This window comes from Pseudomonas sp. EL_65y_Pfl2_R96 (genome assembly GCF_963970905.1).
GTDB lineage: Bacteria > Pseudomonadota > Gammaproteobacteria > Pseudomonadales > Pseudomonadaceae > Aquipseudomonas.
In genome coordinates this window covers 55,481-79,855 of the sequence record NZ_CAXAQH010000011.1, presented here as the reverse complement: position 1 = coordinate 79,855, position 24,375 = coordinate 55,481, and the positions used below count along the sequence as shown (strand labels likewise).

The window sequence follows — 24,375 nt, the reverse complement described above, 5'->3', positions numbered from 1 at the left end:
TTGTGTTGCAAGCCTATCGGATTTGGATCGAACGAATGACTGACACCCGCAACGGCGAGGACAACGGCAAGCTGCTCTATTGCTCCTTCTGTGGCAAAAGCCAGCATGAAGTACGCAAATTGATTGCCGGCCCCTCGGTCTTTATCTGCGACGAATGCGTCGACCTGTGCAATGACATCATCCGTGAGGAGGTGCAGGAAGCCCAGGCCGAAAGCAGCGCGCATAAATTGCCTTCGCCTAAAGAAATCAGCGGCATCCTTGATCAGTACGTGATTGGTCAGGAACGTGCCAAAAAGGTTCTGGCCGTAGCGGTGTACAACCACTACAAGCGTCTGAACCAGCGCGACAAAAAGAATGACGACGTCGAACTCGGCAAAAGCAACATCTTGCTGATCGGCCCGACAGGCTCGGGTAAAACCCTGCTTGCCGAAACTCTGGCCCGCTTGTTGAACGTTCCGTTCACCATCGCCGACGCAACCACCCTCACCGAGGCGGGTTATGTGGGTGAAGATGTCGAGAACATCATTCAGAAGCTGCTGCAGAAGTGCGATTACGATGTGGAAAAGGCCCAGATGGGCATTGTCTACATCGATGAGATCGACAAGATCTCGCGCAAGTCTGACAACCCGTCGATCACCCGGGACGTTTCCGGTGAAGGCGTGCAGCAGGCCCTGCTCAAGTTGATCGAAGGCACGGTCGCTTCCGTTCCGCCTCAAGGTGGTCGCAAGCATCCGCAGCAGGAATTCCTTCAGGTCGACACCCGTAACATCCTGTTCATCTGCGGTGGTGCGTTCTCCGGTCTGGAAAAGGTTATTCAAAACCGTTCCACCAAGGGCGGCATCGGTTTCAACGCAGAAGTTCGTAGCAAGGAAGAAGGCAAGAAAGTCGGTGAATCCCTGCGTGAAGTCGAACCTGACGATCTGGTCAAGTTCGGTCTGATCCCGGAATTCGTTGGTCGTCTGCCGGTACTTGCCACGCTGGACGAGCTTGATGAAGCTGCATTGATGCAGATTCTCACCGAGCCGAAAAATGCTCTGACCAAGCAGTATGCCAAGTTGTTCGAGATGGAAGGCGTGGACCTGGAATTCCGGACCGACGCGCTGAAATCGGTCGCCAAACGCGCTCTGGAACGCAAAACCGGTGCTCGTGGACTGCGCTCGATTCTCGAAGGTGTGCTGCTCGACACTATGTATGAAATTCCCTCGCAGTCCGAGGTGAGTAAAGTAGTGATCGATGAAAGCGTTATAGAAGGCAAGTCCAAGCCACTGTATATCTACGAAAACAGTGAGCCGACTGCCAAGGCAGCGCCAGACGCTTAAGCGTCACACTGCTGGAATAAAGAAGGGGCCTTCGGGCTAATGCTGGTCAGTTAAGGAGCGGAATCTGTGGGAGCGGGCTTGCTCGCGAAAGCGGTGTGTCAGGCGACATCAATGTTGACTGTACTACCGTCTTCGCGAGTAAGCCCGCTCCCACATGGATTGCGCTTAACTGACTGGCATTAGGCCTTCGGGCCCCTTTGCTATTGTGGGAGCTGGCTTGCCGCATCGCTGCGAAGGCGGCATGACAGCCGACCTTTTTGGATGCATCCGGACCCATGCAGGCGCTGCCGTAAGCGGCGATCTTTAAAGTGGTTCTTTTATCCGCTTGTTTTTTTTGAAAGCAGCCCCCATCTTGGTTTCAAGCTTACTTCCATCTGTTTACGGCCTTATGGCCGCCGTAGAGGCGAAATCATGAAGACGACCATCGAATTGCCTCTCCTGCCATTGCGTGATGTCGTGGTTTATCCGCACATGGTTATCCCGCTGTTCGTGGGGCGCGAGAAATCCATCGAAGCCCTCGAGGCTGCGATGACGGGCGACAAGCAGATCCTTCTGCTGGCTCAGCGAAATCCTGCTGATGACGATCCCGGTGAAGAAGCACTTTATCGCGTAGGCACCATTGCTACCGTTCTGCAGCTGCTCAAGCTGCCTGACGGCACGGTCAAGGTTCTTGTAGAAGGCGAGCAGCGGGGCGCCGTGGAGCGCTTCAGCGAAGTCGACGGCCACTGCCGAGCCGAAGTCTCGCTGATCGACGAAGTCGACGCGCCTGAGCGCGAGTCGGAAGTGTTTGTCCGCAGCCTGCTGGCTCAGTTCGAACAATATGTACAGCTGGGCAAGAAAGTCCCCGCTGAAGTCCTGTCGTCGCTCAACAGCATCGACGAGCCAGGCCGCCTGGTCGACACCATGGCCGCGCACATGGCCCTGAAGATCGAGCAGAAGCAGGAAATCCTCGAAATCATCGATTTGTCGGCCCGGGTCGAGCACGTTCTGGCGTTGCTGGATGCCGAAATCGATCTGCTGCAAGTCGAAAAACGCATTCGCGGTCGCGTCAAAAAGCAAATGGAGCGCAGCCAGCGCGAGTACTACCTGAATGAGCAGATGAAGGCCATTCAGAAAGAGCTGGGCGACAGCGACGAAGGCCACAACGAAATCGAAGAGCTGAAAAAGCGTATCGATGCCGCCGGCCTGCCGAAAGACGCGTTGGCCAAGGCTCAGGCTGAACTGAACAAACTCAAGCAAATGTCGCCAATGTCTGCGGAAGCGACCGTGGTGCGTTCGTACATCGACTGGCTGGTTCAAGTGCCATGGAAAGCCCAGAGCAAAGTGCGCCTGGACCTTGCCCGTGCCGAAGACATTCTCGATGCAGACCACTACGGTCTGGAAGAAGTCAAAGAGCGGATCCTCGAATACCTCGCCGTGCAGAAGCGTGTGAAGAAGATTCGTGGTCCGGTGCTGTGCCTGGTCGGTCCTCCAGGGGTGGGTAAAACCTCTCTGGCAGAGTCGATCGCCCACGCCACCAACCGCAAATTCGTCCGCATGGCCCTCGGTGGTGTGCGCGATGAGGCGGAAATTCGTGGCCATCGCCGGACGTATATCGGTTCGATGCCAGGAAGATTGATTCAAAAGATGACAAAGGTGGGGGTCCGCAACCCGTTGTTCCTGCTCGATGAAATCGACAAAATGGGCAGCGACATGCGTGGCGATCCGGCGTCGGCGTTGCTGGAAGTGCTCGATCCCGAGCAGAACCACAACTTCAACGATCACTATCTGGAAGTCGACTACGACCTGTCCGATGTGATGTTCCTGTGCACCTCCAACTCCATGAACATTCCACCGGCGCTGCTGGACCGGATGGAAGTGATTCGTCTGCCGGGTTACACCGAAGACGAGAAGATCAACATCGCCGTCAAATACCTTTCGCCGAAGCAGATTACGGCCAACGGTCTGAAGAAAGGCGAGCTGGAATTTGACGCCGAAGCGATTCGCGACATCATTCGCTACTACACCCGCGAAGCCGGTGTACGTGGGCTGGAGCGCCAGATTGCCAAGGTTTGCCGCAAGGCGGTCAAAGAGCATGCGATGGAGAAACGCTTCTCGGTGAAGGTCACTGCCGACATGCTGGAGCACTTTCTGGGCGTGCGCAAATTCCGCTACGGTCTGGCTGAGCAGCAGGATCAGATCGGTCAGGTTACTGGCCTGGCGTGGACCCAGGTGGGCGGCGAATTGCTGACCATCGAAGCCGCAGTCGTGCCGGGTAAAGGCCAGCTGATCAAGACCGGTTCTCTGGGTGACGTGATGGTCGAATCGATCACCGCGGCCCTGACCGTCGTCCGCAGCCGTGCGAAGAGCCTGGGGATTCCCCTGGACTTCCACGAGAAGCGCGACACGCACATCCACATGCCTGAAGGGGCGACCCCGAAGGACGGCCCTAGCGCCGGTGTAGGCATGTGCACGGCCCTGGTGTCGGCATTGACTGGCATTCCTGTACGAGCGGACGTCGCCATGACCGGCGAAATCACCTTGCGTGGTCAGGTGCTGGCGATCGGCGGCTTGAAGGAAAAACTGCTGGCTGCTCACCGTGGCGGAATCAAGACGGTGATCATTCCTGAAGAGAACGTACGCGATCTGAAGGAAATTCCTGACAATATCAAGCAAGATCTACAGATTAAACCAGTTAAATGGATTGACGAGGTCCTGCAAATTGCGCTGCAATACGCGCCGGAGCCCTTGCCAGATGTGGTTCCGGAGATCGTTGCAAAGGATGAAAAGCGCGAGTCTGACTCTAAGGAAAGAATTAGCACGCATTAGTACGCATTTGCCTGGGAGGCTTCCTTGACAGTTTTTTAGAGCCCTTGATATAAAGCGGCTCTTAAGTGTCTGTAGGCCATTCAGCACTCGTTTTTTTGCTTTCACCAAAAAACTTAGAATCAAACTCAAATAGATATAAGGGGACTTAGAGTGAACAAGTCGGAACTGATTGATGCTATCGCTGCATCCGCTGATATCCCGAAAGCTGCTGCTGGCCGTGCGCTGGACGCTGTAATCGAATCCGTCACTGGCGCTCTCAAGGCTGGCGACTCTGTTGTTCTGGTTGGTTTCGGCACCTTCTCCGTGACTGATCGTCCAGCTCGCATCGGTCGTAACCCACAGACCGGTAAGACGCTGGAAATCGCAGCCGCCAAAAAACCAGGTTTCAAAGCCGGTAAAGCACTGAAAGAAGCTGTCAACTAAGTTCGATTCAGGTTTTTGCCTATCCGGGTCGGGGTCATTCCTGACTTGGCAGCGGAGCGGTAGTTCAGTCGGTTAGAATACCGGCCTGTCACGCCGGGGGTCGCGGGTTCGAGTCCCGTCCGCTCCGCCAGTTACGAGAAGGCGCATCCTCGGATGCGCCTTTCTTCTATCCGGATTCTACCCACGCTCCACGGTTGCCTAATTTTGAAGTTCAACCGTTTCTGGGGGACGCATGCTGCAGAATATCAGGGACAATTCACAAGGCTGGATTGCCAAGACCATTATCGGGGTCATCGTTGCACTGATGGCTTTGACCGGTTTCGACGCCATTTTTCGGGCCACGACGCACAGCAATGAGGCGGCCAAGGTCAATGGCGAAGAAATCAGCCAGAACGAGCTGAGCCAGGCGGTCGATATGCAACGCCGTCAGCTCATACAACAGCTGGGCAAGGATTTCGATGCTTCCTTGCTCGACGAAAAAATGCTGCGCGAATCGGCCCTCAAGGGCCTGATCGATCGCAAACTGCTGCTGCAAGGCGCAGAAAAATCGAAATTCGCTTTCTCCGAAGCCGCTTTGGATCAGGTGATCCTGCAAACGCCTGAATTCCAGGTGAGTGGCAAGTTCAGCGCCGAGCGTTTCGACCAGGTGATCCGTCAACTGGGCTACAGCCGTCTGCAATTCCGTCAGATGCTGGCTCAGGAAATGCTGATCGGTCAGTTGCGTGCTGGCCTGGCCGGTAGCGGTTTCGTCACCGATGCACAGGTTCTGGCCTTCGCCCGTCTGGAAAAACAGACCCGCGATTTCGCCACCCTGAACGTCAAGGCAGATCCTGCGGCTGTGAAGCTGACCGACGATGAGGTCAAGGCCTACTACGACGAACACGCCAAGGAATTCATGACGCCGGATCAGGTGGTCATCGATTACCTCGAATTGAAAAAGGCTTCCTTCTTCGATCAGGTCAGCGTCAAGGACGAAGACTTGCAGGCGGCGTATCAGAAAGAAACCGCAAACCTGTCCGAGCAACGCCGGGCTGCGCACATTCTGATCGAAGTGAACGACAAGGTGACCGAAGCACAAGCCAAGGCCAAGATCGAAGAGGTGCAGGCGCGTCTGGCTAAAGGCGAGAAGTTTGAAGCCCTGGCCAAGGAGTTCTCCCAGGATCCAGGCTCGGCGAACAATGGTGGTGACCTCGGTTTCGCGGGGCCAGGCGTCTACGATCCAGTGTTTGAAAAAGCCCTGTATTCGTTGGCCAAGGATCAGGTGTCGGAGCCGGTTCGCACTGACTTCGGTTTCCACCTGATCAAGCTGTTGGGTGTTGAAGCGCCTGAGGTGCCAACGTTCGCCAGCCTGAAAGACAAGCTGACCCGCGAGCTGAAAACCCAGCAGGTCGAGCAGCGTTTCGTCGAGGCGACCAAGCAATTGGAAGACTCCTCGTTCGAAGCGTCCGATCTGGCCCAGCCGGCACAGGACCTGAAGCTGACCGTCCACACTTCCGCGCCATTCGGCCGGGAAGGTGGCGAAGGTGTTGCGGCCAACCGTGCCGTGGTGACCGCTGCATTCAGTCCTGAAGTGCTGGATGAGGGTGCCAACAGCACCGCCATCGAGTTGGACCCGGAAACCGTGATCGTGCTGCGCGCCAAGGAGCACCGCAAGCCTGAGCAACTCCCGCTGGAAAGCGTGGCTGCCAGCATTCGCGTGCAATTGACCAAGGAGCACGCCAGTGCTGCCGCCAAGACCAAGGCCGATCAACTGGTTGCCAGCCTGCGCGATGGCAAGACTGCGCTGGACAAGGCGATTGACGGTCAGAGCTGGAAAGTCACCGCAGCAGCCACTCGCGCTCAGGAAGGGACCGACCCAACCGTGCTGCAAGCGCTGTTTCGCATGCCCAAGCCGGCCTCCAAAGACAAGCCGACCTTCAGCAGCGTGACCCTGGCCGATGGTAGCCTGGTGATTGTGCGTCTGAACGGCGTGAACGAAGCCGCGGCGCCGACCGAGGAAGAGAAGGTTCAATACCGTCGCTTCCTCGCCTCGCGCATTGGCCAGCAAGACTTTGCGGCCTACCGCAAACTGCTGGAACGCGAGGCTGAGATCAAGCGTTTCTGATGCCTGACTGAGTTTTGCGCGACACAAAAAACCCCAGCCGAAAGGCTGGGGTTTTTCATGGGGGAAGCAAAAAGATCGCAGCCTGCCGCTGCTCCTACAGATGAACGCGATCCCCCGTAGAGGCTGCCGCAGGCTGCGATCTTTTGATTTTTGCTCCGGCGGGACTTTCTCCTGATATGACGGTCAATGAATCTGTAGCCGTTTTAAGACACAATCGATACTCCGCTAAGCATTAATCTGTTGCACAATACGCCCCGAACCGTTTTCCTCAGGATGTTCAATGTTTAAATCAATTCCCATGCGTGTTGTCGGGCTGGCCTTGGTGCTGGCCGCCGCTGCCGGTTGTTCGTCGAAGAAAGCCGCCGTCTATGAGCATGAGAACTTCGACGACTCCGGGACGTTTTCGCGCAGCTACCCGGTGACCGATGCACAAACCTGCGAAGCCGCCCGTCGGGCTTTGCTCAGCCAGGGTTACATCATCACCAGCAGTGATCCGAAACTGATCAGTGGGCACAAGAGCTTCCAGCAGACCGGCGAGACCCATATGGAGATCAGTTTCAATGTGGTCTGTGCCGATGACGGCAGCGAGGGGCATCATGCGACCATGTTCGCCAACGCCCTGCAGGACCGCTATGCGCTGAAAAAGACCAACAACTCCGCCAGCCTCGGCGTCGGCGTGTTGGGCTCGGTATCGATGCCGATCGGCTCGTCCGACGACTCGATGGTCAAGGTCGCCAGCGAAACCGTGTCTTCGGCCAAGTTCTACGAGCGCTTCTTTGCCCTGGTCGAATTGTTCCTGCCGCCTGAAGCGAAGAAGGCCGCGCACATCATCGAGAAGCCGAAAACCGAACTGGGGGTGCCTGAAGCCAAGGCTGCACCGGCTCAGTTGGCGCCGACCCCGACCCCGGCGGCAGAACCTGCTCCGGCAGTCGCACCAGCTCCTGCACCTGCCGAAGCCGCTCCAGCCACTTCGGAGCCTGTTGTGCCGCCTGCTGAAACGGCGCCAATTACTCCTGCCGCGAGCAGTGAGCCGACTTCGTCCACGGAAGCGGTCACGCCAGCGGCGGATTCAAGCACGCTGCCGGCGCCGACCGAGCCGATTTCGGCGCTGCCTGTCTCCAGCCAGTAATTGGTTCCCGTTGTTACGGAGGCGGGTCAGACGATACCGCCTCCGTAATGCCTTTCAAGATTGATCCACATCACGCCGGGCCGTATTCCTACGGCTTATATCGAAAAAAAACTGTGATAAATTCCTGACCACCTGCTACGTTTTATTCAGTAGCGGCATCGTATCGTGCTCGAGTCATTTTTCTTTCATGTGGGCACTTTATGCTCGGGGCGCTGGACATTTATTCAGACGATTTTTTCAATAAGCGATGGGGGTTTAATTATGGATGATTATCAAGAAGAACTGCTCGAGTATCAGGCGTTTGAACTGGACCCGCTGGAACCGGCCGAAGACGCTACGGAGCTGTAATTACGCGGATTGGCGATGACTGCGGCGAAACTCGCCGGGGGTCTGGCCGTTCCAGCGTTTGAAGGCCCGTTGAAAGGCTTCGGCTGAGGCAAACCCCAGCAGGTAGGCGATTTCGCCGAACGCCAGTTCGGTGTCGCGAATGTAGGTCATGGCGAGGTCGCGGCGTGTGTCGTTGAGGATTGCGCGAAATTGCGTGCCTTCCTCGGCAAGTTTGCGGCGCAAGGTCCAGGTTGGCAGCTTCAGGCGTGCCGCGACTTCTTCCAGGTCGGGTTCCCGGCCGCCATTGAGCAACGGCCCCAGTAACTGAGTGATACGTTCACGCAGGCTGCGGGTGCGTGTCAGTTGCTCCAGTTCCCGTTCACACAGTTGCAGCAGGTGCCGCCAGGTGCTCGGGCAGTGCTCCGGGTTGCGCTGAGCGAGGCTGTCCAGGCTCAGGCGCAGCTGATTCTGTTCGGCGCCAAACTGAACCGGACAATCCCCCAGCACGGCATAGGCCTCACGGTAATCCGGCGCCTGGAACTCGATCTCGATCCGTTCGGCGCGTAGCGGGGCAGGGCTTACGCTGGACAATTGCTGCAACCAGCCTGCGATGATCGAGTCCACCACGAAGCGGTTGTAGGCGTTGTAGGGGCTGATGGAATAGAAACGCAGCCAGGCACCTTGAGCGTCTTCATGAAAGCTCGACTGGCCGCGATAGTTGGAGCCGTACAGCGCTTCGAAGCGAATCAGGCAGCGCGCCGCTTCGCGCACGGTGGGTGCCTGGGCGGCGGTGACGCCGGCCAGTCCGGCCTGGCTCAGGCGACTGAGCTGGCCCATGCGCAAACCCAGTGCCGGGTCGTCGGTCAGTTGAATGGCGCCGTGGCCCAGGCGCATGTAGCGCGGGATCGAGAGGCGTGCACCGGCTTCGGCCAGTCGCGCGGCGTCGAGGCCGTACTGTTCGAGCAGCGGTTGTGGGTCCAGGCCATGGCTGCGTACGGCGTCGGCCAGGCTATGGACGAAGCCCACCGACAGATCCCCGAGGCGCATCGGCTGCGGTTTCATCGGCTTACAGCCAGAGGTTCAGCAAACGCGCGCCCCGGGCATCGCCGTCGGCGAATTGTTGCCCGTTGCTGCTGAGGAAGCTTTGACCGGCGCTGCCCTTGTCCCAGAACTGGCCGCGCAGGAACACGCTCATGCCGGCGATGGCCTGGCTGCCGGACGGTTGGGCAATCAGCGTCAGCCGATGCCAGGCCTGACCTTCGCTGAGTTCACCGGCCTTGAGGCTGACAGAACTCGGCGTGGGTTGGCCCTTAAAGCCGCGCCACGGTTGATCCCAGACCCCGCGCCCGACGACGAACGCCGGGACCGCCACCAATTGCGCGCCCTGATCGTCGAGTTTGCGGTAGTTGTCGGGGTACCAGCTGTCGCTGCCGATCAACACGCCCAGGCGCCCGGCCGGGGTGTCGATGACGTTGATCGTAGGATCGGAATTGGCTTCGAGCGTGTCGCGCTTGGCGAAAGTGGGGTGTACTTGCCGCTGGGGTTGGCCGATCGGCAGGCCATCGCGACCGAACACCATGCTGCTGTTGTACAGCGCGCCGTGGCCGATGTGCAGGACGCCGTCGCTGACACTCGGCTCGGGTAACACGATGGAGCCGGCCACCAGGGTCACGTGGAATTCTTTCGCCAGGCCCCCGAACAGCGCCTGGTAATCCTTGGCCATGCCCTTGGCTTTCATTCGCAAGTGCGCGTCGTCGAGACGGCTGGCGCCCTCGGCGCCGATCAGGGCGCGGATGAACTGCAACGGGTTGCTCACCGCCAGCCAGTTCATGGCTTCCTTGAGCGTGGTGGCCTGGTACAGCTCGTCTTTCTCGCCGCTGACCATCAGCCAGGTACCGATATGTTCGGGCAGCACGACAATGGTTTTTTCATTGAGCAGGCCCTGGTCCTGGGCTTTCTGCAAATAGGCCGCGAGCTTGCGATGCAGGCGCTCGGGGCTTTGATAGTCGGTGGGGAACAGCTCGGGCTGGATGCCCAGCAAGTTGCCACGATCGGCGGGGGTACCCTGATCGACCGCAAGATTGATGCGCAAGTCTGACAGGTAATGACCCACCGGACGGTCCGCGGCCCACATGGCGTAGGTCGTGAGGGCGGCGATCAACGCCATGGAGAGGGTCAGGTACAAAAGTTTGCGCATGGAAAACAGTCAGCGGCCGTGTGCAGGGTTCGCGACTAGGGTAGGGCCCATGCCTGCGCTTGCCAAGGGGCACTGCGCATTTGGATCAATAAGTTGTCAGTTACGGTCATTGAGTGACAGCAGTACGACTCTTAGTCTGTCGAACATGACTGACGGGAGCCGAAGAGTTCCTGCATTTTTTCCGTGATCGCTCGTTGTGGAGTTACCGATGGCCGCCGCTCATTACCCGCACCTGTTGGCCCCGCTGGACCTGGGTTTTACCACGTTGCGCAACCGCACCCTGATGGGCTCGATGCACACAGGCCTTGAGGAAAAGCCCGGCGGTTTCGAGCGCATGGCCGCGTACTTCGCCGAACGTGCCCGTGGCGGCGTTGGCCTGATGGTCACTGGCGGTATCGGTCCGAACGATGAGGGCGGGGTTTACTCCGGCGCAGCCAAACTGACCACCGAGGAAGAGGCGCTCAAACACCGGATCGTCACCCGAGCGGTGCACGAGGCGGGCGGCAAGATCTGCATGCAGATTCTTCATGCCGGGCGTTATGCCTACAGCCCGAAGCAGGTGGCCCCGAGCGCGATTCAGGCACCGATCAACCCGTTCAAGCCTAAAGAGCTGGACGAGGAAGGCATCGAGAAGCAGATCAGCGATTTCGTCACGTGCTCGACGCTTGCGCAAAAAGCCGAGTACGACGGTGTCGAGATCATGGGTTCCGAAGGTTACTTCATTAACCAGTTCCTCGCGGCCCACACCAACCACCGCACTGACCGCTGGGGCGGCGCTTACGAAAACCGTATGCGCCTGCCGGTGGAAATCGTCCGCCGGGTGCGCGAAGCGGTCGGCCCGAATTTCATCATTATCTTCCGCCTGTCGATGCTCGACCTGGTGGAAGGTGGCAGCACTTGGGAAGAAATCGTGCAATTGGCCAAGGCCATCGAGCAGGCCGGTGCGACGATCATCAACACCGGTATAGGCTGGCACGAAGCGCGGATTCCGACCATCGCCACCAAGGTGCCGCGTGCGGCGTTCAGCAAGGTCACGGCGAAACTGCGTGGTTCGGTGAGCATTCCGCTGATCACCACCAACCGCATCAACACCCCCGAAGTCGCCGAGCAGATCCTGGCCGAGGGCGATGCCGACATGGTGTCCATGGCCCGGCCATTCCTGGCCGACCCGGATTTCGTCAACAAGGCTGCGGCCGGCCGTGGCGATGAAATCAACACCTGCATCGGTTGCAATCAGGCGTGTCTGGATCACACCTTTGGCGGCAAGTTGACCAGTTGCCTGGTGAACCCGAGGGCCTGCCATGAAACCGAGCTCAATTACCTGCCGGTGCAGCAGATCAAGAAAATCGCCGTGGTCGGCGCAGGCCCTGCCGGTCTGTCCGCCGCCACTGTGGCCGCCGAGCGTGGCCATCAGGTGACGTTGTTCGATTCGGCCAGCGAAATCGGCGGCCAGTTCAACATCGCCAAGCGCGTGCCGGGCAAGGAAGAGTTCTTCGAGACCCTGCGTTACTTCAACCGCAAATTGCAGACCACCAATGTCGAGCTGTGCCTGAGCACCCGTGTGGATGTGGCGCAGCTGGTCGAGGGCGGTTACGACGAAATCATCCTGGCGACCGGCATTGCGCCACGGGTGCCGGCGATTCCGGGCGTCGAGCACGCCAAGGTGCTGAGCTACCTGGACGTGATCCTGGAGCGCAAACCAGTGGGCAAGCGCGTCGCGGTGATCGGCGCCGGTGGTATCGGTTTCGACGTGTCGGAATTCCTCGTTCACCAGGGTGTGGCCACCAGCCAGGACCGCGAAGCGTTCTGGAAGGAGTGGGGCATCGATACGCAGCTTGAAGCGCGCGGCGGTGTCGCGGGCATCAAGGCTGAGCCGCATGCGCCGGCCCGTGAAGTGTTCCTGTTGCAACGCAAGACCTCCAAGGTCGGCGATGGCTTGGGCAAGACCACTGGCTGGATTCACCGCACCGGTCTGAAAAACAAGCAGGTGCAGATGCTCAACAGCGTCGAGTACCTGAAGATCGACGACGAAGGCCTGCACATCCGCATCGGCGAAAGCGGCGAACCGCAGGTATTACCGGTGGACAACATTGTGATCTGCGCCGGGCAGGATCCGTTGCGTGAGTTGCAGGATGGCCTGATCGCGGCCGGGCAGAACGTGCACTTGATCGGTGGCGCGGATGTGGCGGCGGAGCTGGATGCCAAGCGCGCGATCAACCAGGGTTCGCGGTTGGCGGCTGAGTTGTAATACGCAGGTTTAACGTGCCAATGGCCATCGCGAGCAGGCTCGCTCCCACAGGTTTGTGGTGTTCACGTATTTTGTGACCGACGCAAATCCAAGGTGGGAGCGAGCCTGCTCGCGATAGGGCCCTTTGAGCGACTAGAATGCTGGCTCTTTCTGAGCACAATCAGGCGCCAATGCTTTTTCCTCCTGCCAACTGGCTACCCCAAGCCCCCCTGGAACCCCTTCACCTCGACTGGCTTACCCCCTTCGGCATCGAGGTCGCGATTCTGCGTCTGGACCAGATCGACCCGCTGATCAGCGGCAACAAGTGGTTCAAACTCATCGAACATCTGAAAGCCGCCGACCGGAACGGCGCCCAAGGCATCATCAGCCTGGGTGGCGCTCACTCCAACCATCTCCACGCATTGGCCGCTGCGGGCAAACGCTTCGGTTTCACCACGGTCGGCCTGCTGCGCGGGCATCCGCAAGACACTCCGACGGTGAAGGATTTGCAGGCGTTCGGCATGCAGTTGCACTGGTTGGGTTATGGCGGTTATCGAGCGCGGCACGAACCTGGCTTCTGGCAGCCATGGCTGGAGCAGTATCCCGAGCTACAACCAGTGCCGGAAGGCGGCGGTGGTTTACGTGGGGCGAAGGGCTGCATGCCACTGATGGCTCAGGTTCGCGAACAACTGAGCGGTCTGGGTTGGAGCCATTACGACGGCTGGTGGCTGGCCTGCGGAACGGGCACGACCCTGGCCGGCCTGGCACTGGCCGAGGCGGGTGAACACCCGGTGTATGGCGCGCTGGCGGTGCCCGAGGATCATGGCGTGGCGCAGCAGGTCGAGTCGATTGTCCGCGAGACAGGTTTGCAGGCTCCGGCTTATGAGCTGTTCGACGCCAGCCGTGGCGGTTTTGCCAAAGTCGATCCGCAGTTACTCAAGTTCATCGAGCAGACCGAACAGGCCAGCGGTATTCCTTTCGAACCGCTGTACACCGGCAAGGCGCTGATGGTACTCAAGCAACAAATCGAAGCCGGGAAGTTTCCCCTGGGCACGCGCCTGATCTTCATCCACACCGGCGGCTTGCAGGGCCGCCGGGGTTTTGAGCAAAGCGGTCGCGACTAACCGCGTTTGGGCGTCATCCGCAGCAAGGTGTTATCGCGCACCACATAGTGATGATAAAGCCCGGCCACGGCGTGCAGTCCGATCAGCCAATAGCCGATGGTCCCGCCGAGCACATGCCAGCCCTCGAATTGCTTGGCCAGCGTTTTGTTCTCTTCGATCAGCAACGGCAAGTCAATGCCATAGAACATCACCCGATGGCCCTCGGCGCTGGTAATCAGCCAGCCCAGAATCGGCATGGTGATCATGAAAATATACAGCGCCCAGTGCATCAGTTTGGCGAGCACGCTTTGCCAGCGAGGCGAGGCGGGGAAGATCTGTGGCGCCGGCCCCAGGCTGCGGGCGAATAGCCGTAGCCAGACCAGAATGAACACGGTCAGGCCGAGCATGAAGTGCGCTTCCTTGATCAGCGTCCGGCCGCCACTGCCTTTGGGAAAGATCCCGCGAAATTCGATACAGGCGTAGACCAGTATTAACAGAACCAGCATCAACCAGTGCAGCGCGATCGATACGGTGCTGTAGCGTGATTCGGAATTCTTCCAGGGCATACGGTGTTCCTCACAGGACTGGTCTGAAGTCGCCGTTCTTGTTCGACGGCGTGGGCTAACTGTAATCCTGTTTCACTGGATTTGCCCGAGATGAATTGGCTGATGAATGCTCTGGATCAAGTGAATCGGCCACAAAAAAGCGCCGCAGGGAGCTGCTTTTGTGGGAGCGGGCTTGCTCGCGAAGAAGCCGGAGCTGCCTACACAAAACGCTCGCGAACCCTCTCCACAAACGTCGCCACCACCCGCCGTGTGCAATGGGTAATCGACAACGGCGTCACGGCATGAGATCCGAGCGGTTGATCAACCAATCGAGCAGCATATTGGCATCGCGGCGTGGCTCGGGAGCGGGCCGGGAAGGCTGGAGATGGTCCATGCCGGCACACAGCACCGGCCGGTCCGGGTCGCTATCGAGGAAACTGATCAACACGTTGGTGCCGGCCATGGGCAGCCTGGACGGATCGATCTGGCCGTCCGGTGTTGCAAGGGCTACCGGTAGCCAGAATCCGGCGGATTCATCCGCCTCGAACTCCGACGTTGGCCACAAGCAGATCTGTATTCGGCCCTGGTCATCGAGCGCCGCCGGTTGCCCGACGGGACCCAGCACCCGGGCGGTCTGATAGCCCGGAACGCTCGGCCTGGCCTGTTTGAGCGCTGGCCTGAATACCGTTGACCAGGGAATGGCAGTGAACTGATTGCGATAGTGCCGGGCAATGTCGGGCGGGTCCTGGGCGAGAATCGACGGCTGCTGTCCCTGGTGCTGGATGTCGGTGAGCAGCCACTGATCGTTGAAACTCGAGAGCGGATGTTCCGCCACTTGCAGGATTCGTCCGCTGCGCAGCTCACGTTGGGTGCTTTGGCCGTGGATCTGCCGGTGCCGGCAGCGCAGACGCTCCAGCAGGCGGCGGCTGAGCTGATCGCGATGACACTGTTCGGGCGCGGGGTGTGCCGTCACCGGGCCCGTTCTGGCGAGCGGGTGGTTGGCCGCGCCGTCGCCGAGCACCTGCGCGCCGCGATTTCTCGCGTTCCATTGTGCAGGTGCAGGTGCAGGTGCAGGTGCAGGTGCCGGGGCATGGTGCTGGAACAGTTCGCTGATCACTGGCGAGGTGGGGGCGTTGGGTGCGTCGTCATGGAACGGCATCAACAACGGCTCCTGGGGAAAACTCAGGCTGTCATCGGCCAGCACCAGCACGTGCCCGTCGGGCTGATGCTCGAAGTGATAGTGGATACCTTCTTCTTCACACAGCCGCTGCATGAAGGCCAGGTCGCTTTCTTCGTATTGAATGCAAAAAGGCCGCAGAGGGTAGCGCCCGCTTGTCAGGTCGAAGCGATAACTGTGTTCGGGCAACTGATGCTCCTCCAGCAACTGGAGCACGATCGCTGGCACGCTGAGGTGATGAAACACCCGCCGCGCGCGGTGCCGGTCCAGTCGTTGAAGATGGGGCGTCAGCACCAGAGAGTAGCCGACCCGGTGCGGGCCGCGATGTTCGCGACTGACGCTGTGGAGCACACCGTGAATGCCCTGATCACCCGCCAGCCTCAGGAACGCCGGTTGTTGCAGCCATCGCTCGAGGTTCGTCGACGGTGCGAGGCCGATCACGTCGATGTCGAATCGATAGGGCTGGTTGAGGCCTTCATGGCCACTGAACTGCAACACCTGCAAACTCAAACCACCGTCGAGAAGCGTCAGGGTGAAGGGGCTTTCCTTGTCGTTGTGCATCGAACGCGCTTCTGCCAGGGAGGACGGATGCAGAGGATACGAAACCACAGCCCGGAAGCGTTACCGCAAATCGACTTTTCAGAATCGCCCTACAGACGCTGCTGAAGATGTCGATCCGTCATGGGGTGAAGATCTTGGAATTTTTGGTCGATTGGCATCTTTAGGCCGTATAAACTTGCGCAACGCGTCGGCCAATAGATGTCTCGGCGCCACAGATCAAGAGAGTGAGTAATGGGCGCACAGTGGAAGGTTAAACACAAAGAAGCGGCAGCCAACGCCAAGGGCAAGATCTTCGGCAAACTGGTGAAAGAAATCACCATTGCTGCGCGCAACGGTGCCGATACCGCCACCAACGCACACCTGCGTCTGGTGGTCGAACAGGCGAAAAAAGCCTCGATGCCCCGCGAAACCCTGGAACGCGCGATCAAGAAAGGCTCCGGCCAGCTCGGCGAAACCGTGCAATACCATCGCGTGACCTATGAAGGGTTCGCACCGCATCAGGTGCCGCTGATCGTTGAATGCGTCACCGACAACATCAACCGCACCGTCGCTGAAATCCGCGTCGCGTTCCGCAAGGGCCAGTTGGGTGCTTCCGGTTCGGTGGCCTGGGACTTCAACCACGTCGGCATGATCGAGGCGTCCCCGGACAGCCCTGACGCCGATCCGGAAATGGCCGCGATCGAAGCCGGTGCCCAGGATTTCGAGCCGGGTGAAGAGGGCGCGACGCTGTTCCTGACCGAGCCTGCGGACCTGGATTCGGTACAGAAAGCGCTGCCGGAGCAGGGTTTCACGGTGTTGTCGGCCAAGTTGGGTTACCAGCCGAAGAACCCGGTCAGCGGCCTGAGCGATGAGCAGATGGCGGAGGTCGAAGCCTTCCTCGAAGGCCTCGATAACCACGATGACGTGCAGGACATGTTTGTCGGGTTGGCGGGTTAAGCGGTTCCGGCAGTTTGTGATCTGACTTGTGGCGAGGGAGCTTGCTCCCGTTCGGTTGCGCAGCAGCCGTCGCTTTTGGGACGGCTTCGCCGTCCAACGGGAGCAAGCTCCCTCGCCACAGGTTTTATAGTTGCCGCTAGTTGAACGCAGTCAACTCCCGCACCACCTCGCTGAACCCCGGCCGCGCCAGCACATCCGGCTGACAGCAGCGCTGGTGCAACGCCTCCAGCTGCTCGCGACCTGCCTCGCTCAACCCCGAGTCGATCCGCTCCAGCAATTCCCCCAGCAGCACCCCGAACGCCCGTACTTCGATCCGTTGCAGCGCGCGGCTTTCAAGGTTGTCCGAAGTGGCATGAAAAGATGCCGCGCCAAAGTCCCCCAACAGACAGTCACCGTGCTCGTTCCACAGAATGTTGTGGCCATAGAGGTCGCCGTGGGTGATGCCTTGGCGGTGCAAATGTTCAGCCACTGAAGCAATGCCACTGGCGATGCGCAGCGCCACGCCAGCGCTGAAGCGGGTGTCGTCGGTGTAGATGTCGCGGGTGCAGGACGCCAGGCTCGGCAGCCCGGCCAGGTTGCGGTAACTCGGGTCGATCAGCTGCATCACCAGGCCGGCCTGCGCCTGCGGATGCCCGACAATCCGCCCTTCGACCCGGATCAGATTGGGGTGGATACCGGCGGTGATGCAGGCGTTCATTTCGTGCAACGGCGAGCCATCGCTGGTCATTTCGCCTTTGTAGAGTTTTACCGCGACCTGTTTCGTCTGCTCCCACAACGCCTGATGAATGATCCCCGACGCACCTTCGCCGAGTTTTTTCTCCAGGCTCAGTTGGGACCAGGGGATACTCGCCGTAGCTTCGAGGGCGGCGGCATCGGCTTCGGTTTCCAGCGGGTTACCAGCGTACGCCAGCCAGGTCAGGCTCGGCAGGGTCAGCAGCCACTCGGGAAGCTCGGTGAGCTGATTGGCGGCGATGCGGATCAGTTCGAGTCGATGGCAATGGCTCAGGCTCTTGGGCAAACGCTGTAACCGGTTGCCGGCGAGCATGAGCTTTTGCAGGTGCGGGCGTTCCCCCAGTTCGGTCGGCAGATCCGTGATGTGGTTGTCGGTCAGGATCAGCCAGCGCAACTGCGGCGGCAGGGCGGCGGCCGGTACGTTCTCGATGGCGTTGGCCTTGAAGCCGATCATCGTCAGCGCCGCGCACTGGCCGAGGCAGGCGGGCAGTTCGGTGAACCGGTTGTCCGAGCAGAACAGCACGCGCAAACGGGTCAGGCGGTGCAGGTCGTCCGGCAGGCTGCGCAAGGCATTGCCGCTGAGGTTGAGCACTTGCAGCGAGTCCGCCAGGTCGAAGATTTCCCGGGGGAACTCGGTCAGGCCGCAGGACAGATCCAGACGGGTGATGCCCGACAGTTGGCCGGCGCGCAGTTGTGCGAGGGTGTGCATGGGCAGGTTCGCTATTGATCGGAAGGAGGGCGCGGGGGCCTGGAAATGGGCGACATGATAGCGGGAAATTAGCGGTGCTTGTCAGGGGCTCTTCGCGAGCAAGCCCGCTCCCACAGGGGGCTGCGTCGTTCACAAAACCAATGTGTGCGGGCTTGCTCGCGAAGGGGCCGGCAGCCCAAACACAATCTCTCGGTCAGGCGGGGTCCCTGACCTCCACCAACTGTCCCAACCGGCTACGCGTACGCGCCAGGTCGATGGCATCGCCGCCCAGGCTTTCGCGCAATGACTGGTGGCCGAGCAGAATCAGGTGCTTGTCCTGGTCGTACAAGACGTCGATCAGGCTGATGAAGCGCTGCTGGGCGGCGATCGAGCAGTCGGCGAGGCTGGGCAGTTTGTCGATGATCCAGCGGTCGAAACGTCGGCACAGTTCCAGGTAGTCCATGACAGCGGTGGGGTGTTCGCACACGTCACCGAAGGTAAAGCCGATGGTTCGTCCTTCGCAGTATCGGGCTTGAAGGTGTCGTGTCCCGACGGGCAGCTGAATGGCCGGCGCATCGTGTTCGGGCAGGTGCAACGCCTGGCGCTGCGCCATTGTGGCTGGCCAGACGTATTGACCCTGGGTGAATAGCTGCTGTGCGTGGGCTCGCGCCTGACTGCGGTAATCATGGGGGCCGTCGACTTCCATCACCTGCATGCGCGCGTGAATCAGGTCGATCACCGGTTTGAAACGTGCATGATAGAGCGGGTTGGGCAACAAACCTTCCGGCGGGTAATTGGAGGTCACCAGCAGCAGAACCCCACGGCGAAACAGCGCTTTGAACAGCCGCGTGATGAGCATCGCATCGCCGATGTCATGCACGTGGAATTCATCGAAACACAGCACCCGGCAGTCTCGCAGCAGTTCATCAAGGGTGACTGCCAGCGCATCGGGCTGATCGCGATGGCTGAACATGCCCTGGTGCAATTGTGCAAAAAACTCATGGAAGTGCAGGCGCTGTTTTTCCGCGATGGGGATGGCCTGGAAAAAACCGTCGAGCAACCAGCTCTTGCCGCGCCCGACTGCACCATGGAGGTAAAGACCGGGGAGTGTTGATGCCAATGTGCCCTGCAGCGCCGAAGCGTGCTGCGCCATGCAGTCGATCACTCGCTGCTGGCTGTGGCTGAGGGTGTAGCCCTGGGCATGGGCCTTGTGGTGGAAGTAGTCGTGGATCACCCGGCCCTGCGCGCTGGCACTGGCCGGCGCCGCGAGTGCCTTGCCGAACAAACGGCGCAGCGCGGGCCAGTGTGGTGTGAGTCGCGGACGGTTGGGCGGTCGAACGGCCACTGTGATGTCACCCCGTAGTCTTAAGGCCGGCTCCCAAGCTGCGGCGGCGTAGTGTAACCAAATGGGGAATAACCCGACCACTTCGGCAAATGTGGGGTGGCGCAGGCTGCGATCTTTTGATCTTCGAGACTACCGCTCGATACTGCGATTCAACCGGGCATTCCACGCCGGGTGCTGTTCGTTGACCTGATCCCAGTCGATGGCAATGGCAGTGTTCAGATACTGTTTCATCGCCTCGACCGACCGCTCCCACATTCGATTGGTGTTGTCCTCGTTTCCGAGATCAGAACTTCAGCATCTGCGCCGTCGGGGTGTCACTCGGGCTGACCATCGCGTAGTTGTACCCGCCCCCCGACCAGTACTCGGCCTGCAGTTCACCATCGCTGCGGCTACCGCGGGGCAGCAGGGTGTTTTTCGGCCCGGGTGGCCGGACGTAGAAGCTGATCTTGTGCCCGCTCCTGTCCTCATACACCACCATTGCCGCCGGCCCTTGCTCGGTGCTGAGCAAACGACCGCTGACCGGTTTGTAGCCAGCCGTCGCCAGGTTTGGCAAACGCTGGGCCTGGCTGAAATAACGGTCGAGCCAGCCCTGCATATCGCCGTCGTCGCTGACTTGGTAATCCGCCGGCAGGATGCCTTGCTGGGCAATCAGCCGGTAGGCCTGCATCGCATCGGTCATCGGCAGTGGGGCGCTGGCCAAGGTCATTTCCCGTGCCTGCCAACCGCCCAGCCCGCCGACGCTGACCGCCATCAACAATATCGCGGCACTGGCCAGATAACGCCGGGATTGACGTTTGAGGCGCTGGCGAATCAGCGCCGGGTCGAGTTCCGGGTTGGTCGGTTGCTGCAAGGCGCCGCTCAGGGCCGCGCGCAATTGTTGGGCATCGTGCTGCCAGGCGCGTACTTGCGCGGCCACTTCGGCGTGGCTGGCCAGATAAGTGTCCACCTGATGTCGGTCGGCATCGCTGAGTTGGTGATCGACGTAGGCGTGCAAGTCACGCTCGCTGGGCGGCATGCTGATCATTTGAGTCTCCGCAGAGAAGGGCGGGTGATTTCGCCGTCGCTGAGCTGGCGCAAGGCCTGGCGCGCGCGGGAAAGGCGCGACATCACGGTGCCGGTGGGGACGTCGAGAATCTCGGCGACCTCTTTATAACTCAAGCCCTCCACCGACACCCAGAGCAGCAGCGCGCGCTGTTCGGTGCTGAGTTGGTCGAAGGCTTGCAGGGTCGATTGGGCGATCACCGTGCGTTCTACCGAAGGTTGCGCATCGTCACGCCCGGCAAAGAATTCGAGCATCCGCGCATAACGCCGGGAGCGGCGGTGGGCGTCGAGAAACTGCCGATAAAGAATCGAAAACAGCCAGGCCCGCAAGTCGCCCTCGGGGCGTTTGCCGCCCCAACTCGATAGCGCTCGCTCAAGGCACGCCTGCACCAGATCGTCGGCGCTGCTGGGGTTGCGCGTCAGCGATACGGCGAAACGCCGTAGCCTTGGAATGATTTCACGCAATTGTCCGTCGATGTTGTTCATGGAGAAGGCGTGTTCTCTGGCTGTGATGAGTGGCACTGACAAGAAGGACGCCGACCACAGCAGGTTATTCCCACATCGGGAAACCGTTTCTCATTTTTGTAGGAGGTTTCTGATGGATTTGTAGTCCATGTAATGGCATCGAACTTCGTGGCTCAACCCATGCGGCAGCACAGGCAATCAGCCCAGCCTTTCACCAGGCTGCGCAAACCCACCCGTGCTTGAACGTTGATATTGAGCCTGAAGAGACTTTTTGACATGCAAGAGTGCGAAGTTACCCTTGAATCAGCACCGATTTGCTCGCTGCTTCCGACCAATGCCCAGGACGTGTGGCAGCGATTCGGTCGTGGGCCGACGGTCGAGCCTGAGTATCTTCTGATCCATCACGCCGTCGAGGCGCAAGCCGCCGCCAGACCTCAGGGCATTGCCGCCCATTGTGAGGGCGAAACCATCACTTATGGTGAACTGAACCGGCAGGCCAACCGACTGGCCACGATGTTACGTCGGCAGGGCGTGATCCCGGGCGATCATGTGGCTTTGTTTGTGGAACGTTCGATCCCGATGCTGGTGGGAATACTGGCCGCATTGAAAGTGGGCGCGGCCTACATCCCTCAGCACGTAGGGATTACTCCCGCCGCGCAATTGCGCCACATCATGGACGTGGCTTCGACGCGGGTGGTGCTGACGCTGTCGAGCCTTGAGTCGCGAATTCCCCTGACGTCGCAGCAATACAGCATTTGCCTCGATGAGTTCATGAAGGTTGCGTCAACACCCGCTGATGACTTGAATGTGGCCTGTTCGCTGTCGTCGGCTCCGGACCGACAGTGTTTCGTTCTGTTTACCTCCGGCACCACCGGCCTGCCCAATGGGGTTCGGGTGACCCAGCGCAATGTGTGCAATATTTTGCTGACAGCCCCAGGCAATCTCGGCATGCAGCCTGGGCTCAAGGTCGGACAGATACTTAACATTGCCTTTGACATGGCGGCCTGGGAAATACTCGGTTGTCTGGCTCATGGCGCGACCTTGATGATCCGTGGCAAGGACATCGGCCAGACTGCCGAACAATGCGATGTACTGATCGCCACCCCCTCGATTCTCGGCACACTCGATCCATTGCGTTGTCAGCAAGTCAAGGTCGTGGCCCTTGCAGGGGAACCGTGCCCGCAACCCCTGGCCGATCGCTGGTCTTCGTTCTGCACTTTTTACAATGCCTGCGGCCCGACCGAAACCACCATCGTCAACACCATGCAGCATTACAAGGGCGCAGGTGCGTTGACGATTGGCAAACCCACGCCCAACAACACGGTGTACGTGCTCGATGAGGCGGGCCAGCCCTGTAAGGTGGGTGAGCAAGGCGAGATGTGGGCCGGTGGCGACTGTGTGACGGCTGGCTATTTGGGTAACCCGGCGCTGACCACCGAACGCTATCGCCCCGACCCGTTTCTGGGGCAGGGCCGGATGATGTTCCGCACACGTGATCTGGGGCGCTGGACAGCGAACGGCGAACTTGAACACCTGGGACGCGTCGATGATCAGGTCAAGGTCAGAGGGTTTCGGGTGGAGCTCGACGCTGTTTCTGCGACTCTGGAGTCATCCGGTCGCTGCGAGCGGGCGGTCACGCTAAAACTCGACAGTCGCCATCTGGTGGCCTTCGTCTATCCCGTCACCACGGACATCGATGCGGCAAGACGTCGCTGTGAAGAGCGGCTTGCCTACTATTGCGTCCCTTCGCTGATCATCGCCGTGGATCAAATTCCGCTGACATCACGGGGTAAGGTCGACAAACGTTTGTTGCTGGAGTGGGCGGTGGCGCATCAGGCCGACCTTGCCGCGGCCACCAGGCAAGGGGTGAGCGCATGAAGGGGGGGAATCCGGATACCGCGCTGCCTGCCAGGCGCGCGCTGTGGCGGCGATGGGGAACGTTGCCGATATTTTCTCATTACAACCGCCTGGTAGCCCTGGTGCTTGCACTCAATATTGCGGCACTGGCGCATGGGCTGACCGCCGGGCAGTGGTGGACATCCTCGGGGATTGTCCTTGAGGCGCTGTCGGGTTTGGTGGTGGCCAATCTGTCGATGGCGATTTTGATTCGCCAGCAATACATCATCAATCTGCTGTTCTGGCTGGCAACCCGGGCGCCCACTTGCTGGCCGCTTGCGATTCGCCGCTCACTGGCCAAGGTTTACCACTTCGGCGGCTTGCACAGCGGCGGCGTGCTGGCAGCCATTGGCTGGTTCGCGGTGTTGAGTGGCTCCTTGAGCTGGCATTGGATTGAGGGTCTGAATGGGGTTTCTCTGGCGCTGCTAGGGGTGAGCGCCGGGTTGCTGGGCATCTTGCTGTTGGTGGCGATCATGGCTCATCCACGGATTCGCGCACGTTTTCACAACGGGTTCGAGCGAATGCACCGCTTTGGTGGATGGACCGCGCTCGCCCTGTTCTGGGTATGGACCGTTCTGTTTGTCCGGGACCAGAATCTGCAGACTCCCGTGCATGAGGCGCTGTCGACGTCGGTGGCATTCTGGATGCTGATTGCGCTGACGTTCAGCATCGCCTTGCCATGGTTTCGTCTGCGTAAAGTGCCGGTGCAACTGATCAGGCCTTCTCCTCATGCGGTAATAGCCCGTTTTGGCCATGTCACGCCGTTTGCCGGCTCGTCCAACGCTATCAGTCGCAACCCGCTTATGGAGTGGCACTCCTTTGCCAATATTCCCACACCAGGTGAGGCGGGTTTTCGCCTGATCATTTCCCGGGCAGGTGACTGGACCGGCGAGTTCATCGAACAGATGCCGACTCATGTCTGGGTCAAAGGCATTACCACTGCCGGCGTGGCACACATTGAAACCCTGTTCAAATCGGTGGTGTACATCGCCACGGGCAGCGGCATCGGACCGGTATTGCCCCATTTGCTGGCTAAACAGGTACCGATACGGCTGGTCTGGTCGACCCGCAGCCCCCGAAAAACCTACGGTGACGAACTGGTGGAAGAGATCCTGCGGGCCAATCCTGATGCCTTGATTTGGGACACTGACGTGCTCGGCAAGCCAGACCTTGTGCAATTGGCCTATGACGCGGTGCGAACGTTCGGTGCCGAGGCGGTGATCTGCATTTCTAACCAGACGCTCACTCAGCGAGTGGTTGAGGAAATGGAGGCACGGGGCATTCCGGCTTATGGCGCGATCTGGGATTCCTGATGTTTGCCAAAAGCATTTTTCAGTCAAACCTTTCACAGG

At 59.7% G+C, this 24,375-nt stretch carries 19 protein-coding genes, 1 tRNA gene and 1 pseudogene; 12 read left to right on the top strand and 9 right to left on the bottom strand.

Annotated features, from left to right (window positions below; genetic code table 11):
* Nucleotides 1-35: 35 nt before the first annotated feature.
* From clpX to AACY49_RS13805, 7 genes are all read left to right on the top strand, one after another.
* Complete coding sequence (gene clpX / locus AACY49_RS13835; protein ID WP_008048848.1) at nucleotides 36-1,319, top strand: ATP-dependent Clp protease ATP-binding subunit ClpX; 1,284 nt, start codon at nucleotides 36-38, stop codon at nucleotides 1,317-1,319.
* Nucleotides 1,320-1,730: 411 nt separating this feature from the next.
* Nucleotides 1,731-4,127 carry an endopeptidase La gene (gene lon, locus AACY49_RS13830; RefSeq protein WP_258699967.1) on the top strand — a complete coding sequence of 799 codons (2,397 nt, stop codon included), beginning with the start codon at nucleotides 1,731-1,733 and terminating at the stop codon, nucleotides 4,125-4,127.
* Between the two features lie 150 nt (nucleotides 4,128-4,277).
* Nucleotides 4,278-4,550: an HU family DNA-binding protein gene (locus AACY49_RS13825; RefSeq protein WP_002552737.1), complete on the top strand. Its 273-nt coding sequence runs from the start codon at nucleotides 4,278-4,280 to the stop codon at nucleotides 4,548-4,550.
* A gap of 53 nt (nucleotides 4,551-4,603) precedes the next feature.
* A tRNA-Asp gene (locus AACY49_RS13820) sits at nucleotides 4,604-4,680 on the top strand.
* 102 nt (nucleotides 4,681-4,782) lie between these two features.
* Nucleotides 4,783-6,654: a SurA N-terminal domain-containing protein gene (locus AACY49_RS13815; RefSeq protein WP_339524435.1), complete on the top strand. Its 1,872-nt coding sequence runs from the start codon at nucleotides 4,783-4,785 to the stop codon at nucleotides 6,652-6,654.
* 280 nt (nucleotides 6,655-6,934) lie between these two features.
* Complete coding sequence (locus AACY49_RS13810) at nucleotides 6,935-7,783, top strand: DUF2242 domain-containing protein (RefSeq protein ID WP_339524433.1); 849 nt, start codon at nucleotides 6,935-6,937, stop codon at nucleotides 7,781-7,783.
* Nucleotides 7,784-7,948: 165 nt separating this feature from the next.
* A complete protein-coding gene (locus tag AACY49_RS13805; protein ID WP_258699970.1) occupies nucleotides 7,949-8,131 on the top strand; it encodes a hypothetical protein in 183 nt (60 codons plus the stop codon).
* Here AACY49_RS13805 and AACY49_RS13800 read toward each other — a convergent pair whose 3' ends face one another.
* Nucleotides 8,132-9,172, bottom strand: a complete 1,041-nt coding sequence (locus AACY49_RS13800) for an AraC family transcriptional regulator (RefSeq protein WP_258699971.1) — start codon at nucleotides 9,170-9,172, stop codon at nucleotides 8,132-8,134.
* A 4-nt stretch (nucleotides 9,173-9,176) separates the two neighbouring features.
* Nucleotides 9,177-10,307, bottom strand: a complete 1,131-nt coding sequence (locus tag AACY49_RS13795) for a carbon-nitrogen hydrolase family protein (RefSeq protein WP_339524430.1) — start codon at nucleotides 10,305-10,307, stop codon at nucleotides 9,177-9,179.
* 208 nt (nucleotides 10,308-10,515) lie between these two features.
* Here AACY49_RS13795 and AACY49_RS13790 point away from each other — a divergent pair, with 208 nt between their 5' ends.
* Nucleotides 10,516-12,555 (top strand): oxidoreductase, encoded by a 2,040-nt coding sequence (locus AACY49_RS13790; RefSeq protein ID WP_258699973.1) that lies wholly within the window; start codon nucleotides 10,516-10,518, stop codon nucleotides 12,553-12,555.
* Between the two features lie 170 nt (nucleotides 12,556-12,725).
* Nucleotides 12,726-13,658, top strand: coding sequence for a 1-aminocyclopropane-1-carboxylate deaminase/D-cysteine desulfhydrase (locus AACY49_RS13785; RefSeq protein WP_339524428.1), 933 nt, complete (start codon nucleotides 12,726-12,728; stop codon nucleotides 13,656-13,658).
* Here AACY49_RS13785 and AACY49_RS13780 read toward each other — a convergent pair.
* Both AACY49_RS13780 and AACY49_RS13775 read right to left on the bottom strand, forming a co-directional pair.
* Complete coding sequence (locus AACY49_RS13780) at nucleotides 13,655-14,203, bottom strand: cytochrome b (protein WP_258699974.1); 549 nt, start codon at nucleotides 14,201-14,203, stop codon at nucleotides 13,655-13,657. The two genes, AACY49_RS13785 and AACY49_RS13780, sit on opposite strands and share 4 nt — an antisense overlap.
* A gap of 274 nt (nucleotides 14,204-14,477) precedes the next feature.
* Nucleotides 14,478-15,920: a type VI secretion system Vgr family protein gene (locus tag AACY49_RS13775; protein WP_339524425.1), complete on the bottom strand. Its 1,443-nt coding sequence runs from the start codon at nucleotides 15,918-15,920 to the stop codon at nucleotides 14,478-14,480.
* Nucleotides 15,921-16,151: 231 nt separating this feature from the next.
* On the opposite strand from AACY49_RS13775, the gene AACY49_RS13770 reads away from it, so the two are divergent.
* A complete protein-coding gene (locus AACY49_RS13770; protein WP_258699976.1) occupies nucleotides 16,152-16,856 on the top strand; it encodes a YebC/PmpR family DNA-binding transcriptional regulator in 705 nt (234 codons plus the stop codon).
* Nucleotides 16,857-16,992: 136 nt separating this feature from the next.
* Here AACY49_RS13770 and AACY49_RS13765 read toward each other — a convergent pair whose 3' ends face one another.
* The 5 genes and pseudogenes from AACY49_RS13765 to AACY49_RS13745 all read right to left on the bottom strand — a co-directional run bounded on the left by AACY49_RS13765 (nucleotide 16,993) and on the right by AACY49_RS13745 (nucleotide 21,148).
* Complete coding sequence (locus AACY49_RS13765; RefSeq protein WP_339524422.1) at nucleotides 16,993-18,297, bottom strand: leucine-rich repeat-containing protein kinase family protein; 1,305 nt, start codon at nucleotides 18,295-18,297, stop codon at nucleotides 16,993-16,995.
* A 193-nt stretch (nucleotides 18,298-18,490) separates the two neighbouring features.
* Nucleotides 18,491-19,621, bottom strand: a complete 1,131-nt coding sequence (gene zapE / locus AACY49_RS13760; protein WP_339524420.1) for a cell division protein ZapE — start codon at nucleotides 19,619-19,621, stop codon at nucleotides 18,491-18,493.
* Nucleotides 19,622-19,750: 129 nt separating this feature from the next.
* Nucleotides 19,751-19,861: pseudogene (locus AACY49_RS13755) on the bottom strand (ABC transporter substrate-binding protein); the annotation flags it as partial.
* Between the two features lie 43 nt (nucleotides 19,862-19,904).
* A complete protein-coding gene (locus AACY49_RS13750) occupies nucleotides 19,905-20,645 on the bottom strand; it encodes an anti-sigma factor family protein (protein WP_339524418.1) in 741 nt (246 codons plus the stop codon).
* On the bottom strand, nucleotides 20,642-21,148 hold the full coding sequence (locus tag AACY49_RS13745) for an RNA polymerase sigma factor (RefSeq protein WP_320393935.1): 507 nt from the start codon (nucleotides 21,146-21,148) through the stop codon (nucleotides 20,642-20,644). The genes AACY49_RS13750 and AACY49_RS13745 overlap by 4 nt, the downstream gene beginning before the upstream one ends.
* Before the next feature lie 255 nt (nucleotides 21,149-21,403).
* Here AACY49_RS13745 and AACY49_RS13740 point away from each other — a divergent pair, with 255 nt between their 5' ends.
* Entirely contained in the window at nucleotides 21,404-23,005 is a 1,602-nt protein-coding gene (locus AACY49_RS13740) for an amino acid adenylation domain-containing protein (protein WP_339524416.1), read from the top strand.
* Complete coding sequence (locus AACY49_RS13735) at nucleotides 23,002-24,336, top strand: hypothetical protein (RefSeq protein WP_339524414.1); 1,335 nt, start codon at nucleotides 23,002-23,004, stop codon at nucleotides 24,334-24,336. The genes AACY49_RS13740 and AACY49_RS13735 overlap by 4 nt, the downstream gene beginning before the upstream one ends.
* Nucleotides 24,337-24,375: the final 39 nt, after the last annotated feature.

Bases quoted from the DNA above. Each gene is read 5' to 3' on its own strand.
- clpX (WP_008048848.1), top strand. From the start codon at position 36: ATGACTGACACCCGCAACGGCGAGGACAACGGCAAGCTGCTCTATTGC.
- AACY49_RS13765 (WP_339524422.1), bottom strand. From the start codon at position 18,297: ATGCACACCCTCGCACAACTGCGCGCCGGCCAACTGTCGGGCATCACC.
- AACY49_RS13750 (WP_339524418.1), bottom strand. From the start codon at position 20,645: ATGATCAGCATGCCGCCCAGCGAGCGTGACTTGCACGCCTACGTCGAT.
- AACY49_RS13815 (WP_339524435.1), top strand. From the start codon at position 4,783: ATGCTGCAGAATATCAGGGACAATTCACAAGGCTGGATTGCCAAGACC.
- AACY49_RS13740 (WP_339524416.1), top strand. From the start codon at position 21,404: ATGCAAGAGTGCGAAGTTACCCTTGAATCAGCACCGATTTGCTCGCTG.
- AACY49_RS13800 (WP_258699971.1), bottom strand. From the start codon at position 9,172: ATGAAACCGCAGCCGATGCGCCTCGGGGATCTGTCGGTGGGCTTCGTC.
- AACY49_RS13735 (WP_339524414.1), top strand. From the start codon at position 23,002: ATGAAGGGGGGGAATCCGGATACCGCGCTGCCTGCCAGGCGCGCGCTG.
- AACY49_RS13795 (WP_339524430.1), bottom strand. From the start codon at position 10,307: ATGCGCAAACTTTTGTACCTGACCCTCTCCATGGCGTTGATCGCCGCC.
- AACY49_RS13785 (WP_339524428.1), top strand. From the start codon at position 12,726: ATGCTTTTTCCTCCTGCCAACTGGCTACCCCAAGCCCCCCTGGAACCC.
- AACY49_RS13780 (WP_258699974.1), bottom strand. From the start codon at position 14,203: ATGCCCTGGAAGAATTCCGAATCACGCTACAGCACCGTATCGATCGCG.
- AACY49_RS13745 (WP_320393935.1), bottom strand. From the start codon at position 21,148: ATGAACAACATCGACGGACAATTGCGTGAAATCATTCCAAGGCTACGG.
- lon (WP_258699967.1), top strand. From the start codon at position 1,731: ATGAAGACGACCATCGAATTGCCTCTCCTGCCATTGCGTGATGTCGTG.
- AACY49_RS13770 (WP_258699976.1), top strand. From the start codon at position 16,152: ATGGGCGCACAGTGGAAGGTTAAACACAAAGAAGCGGCAGCCAACGCC.
- AACY49_RS13775 (WP_339524425.1), bottom strand. From the start codon at position 15,920: ATGCACAACGACAAGGAAAGCCCCTTCACCCTGACGCTTCTCGACGGT.
- AACY49_RS13810 (WP_339524433.1), top strand. From the start codon at position 6,935: ATGTTTAAATCAATTCCCATGCGTGTTGTCGGGCTGGCCTTGGTGCTG.
- AACY49_RS13790 (WP_258699973.1), top strand. From the start codon at position 10,516: ATGGCCGCCGCTCATTACCCGCACCTGTTGGCCCCGCTGGACCTGGGT.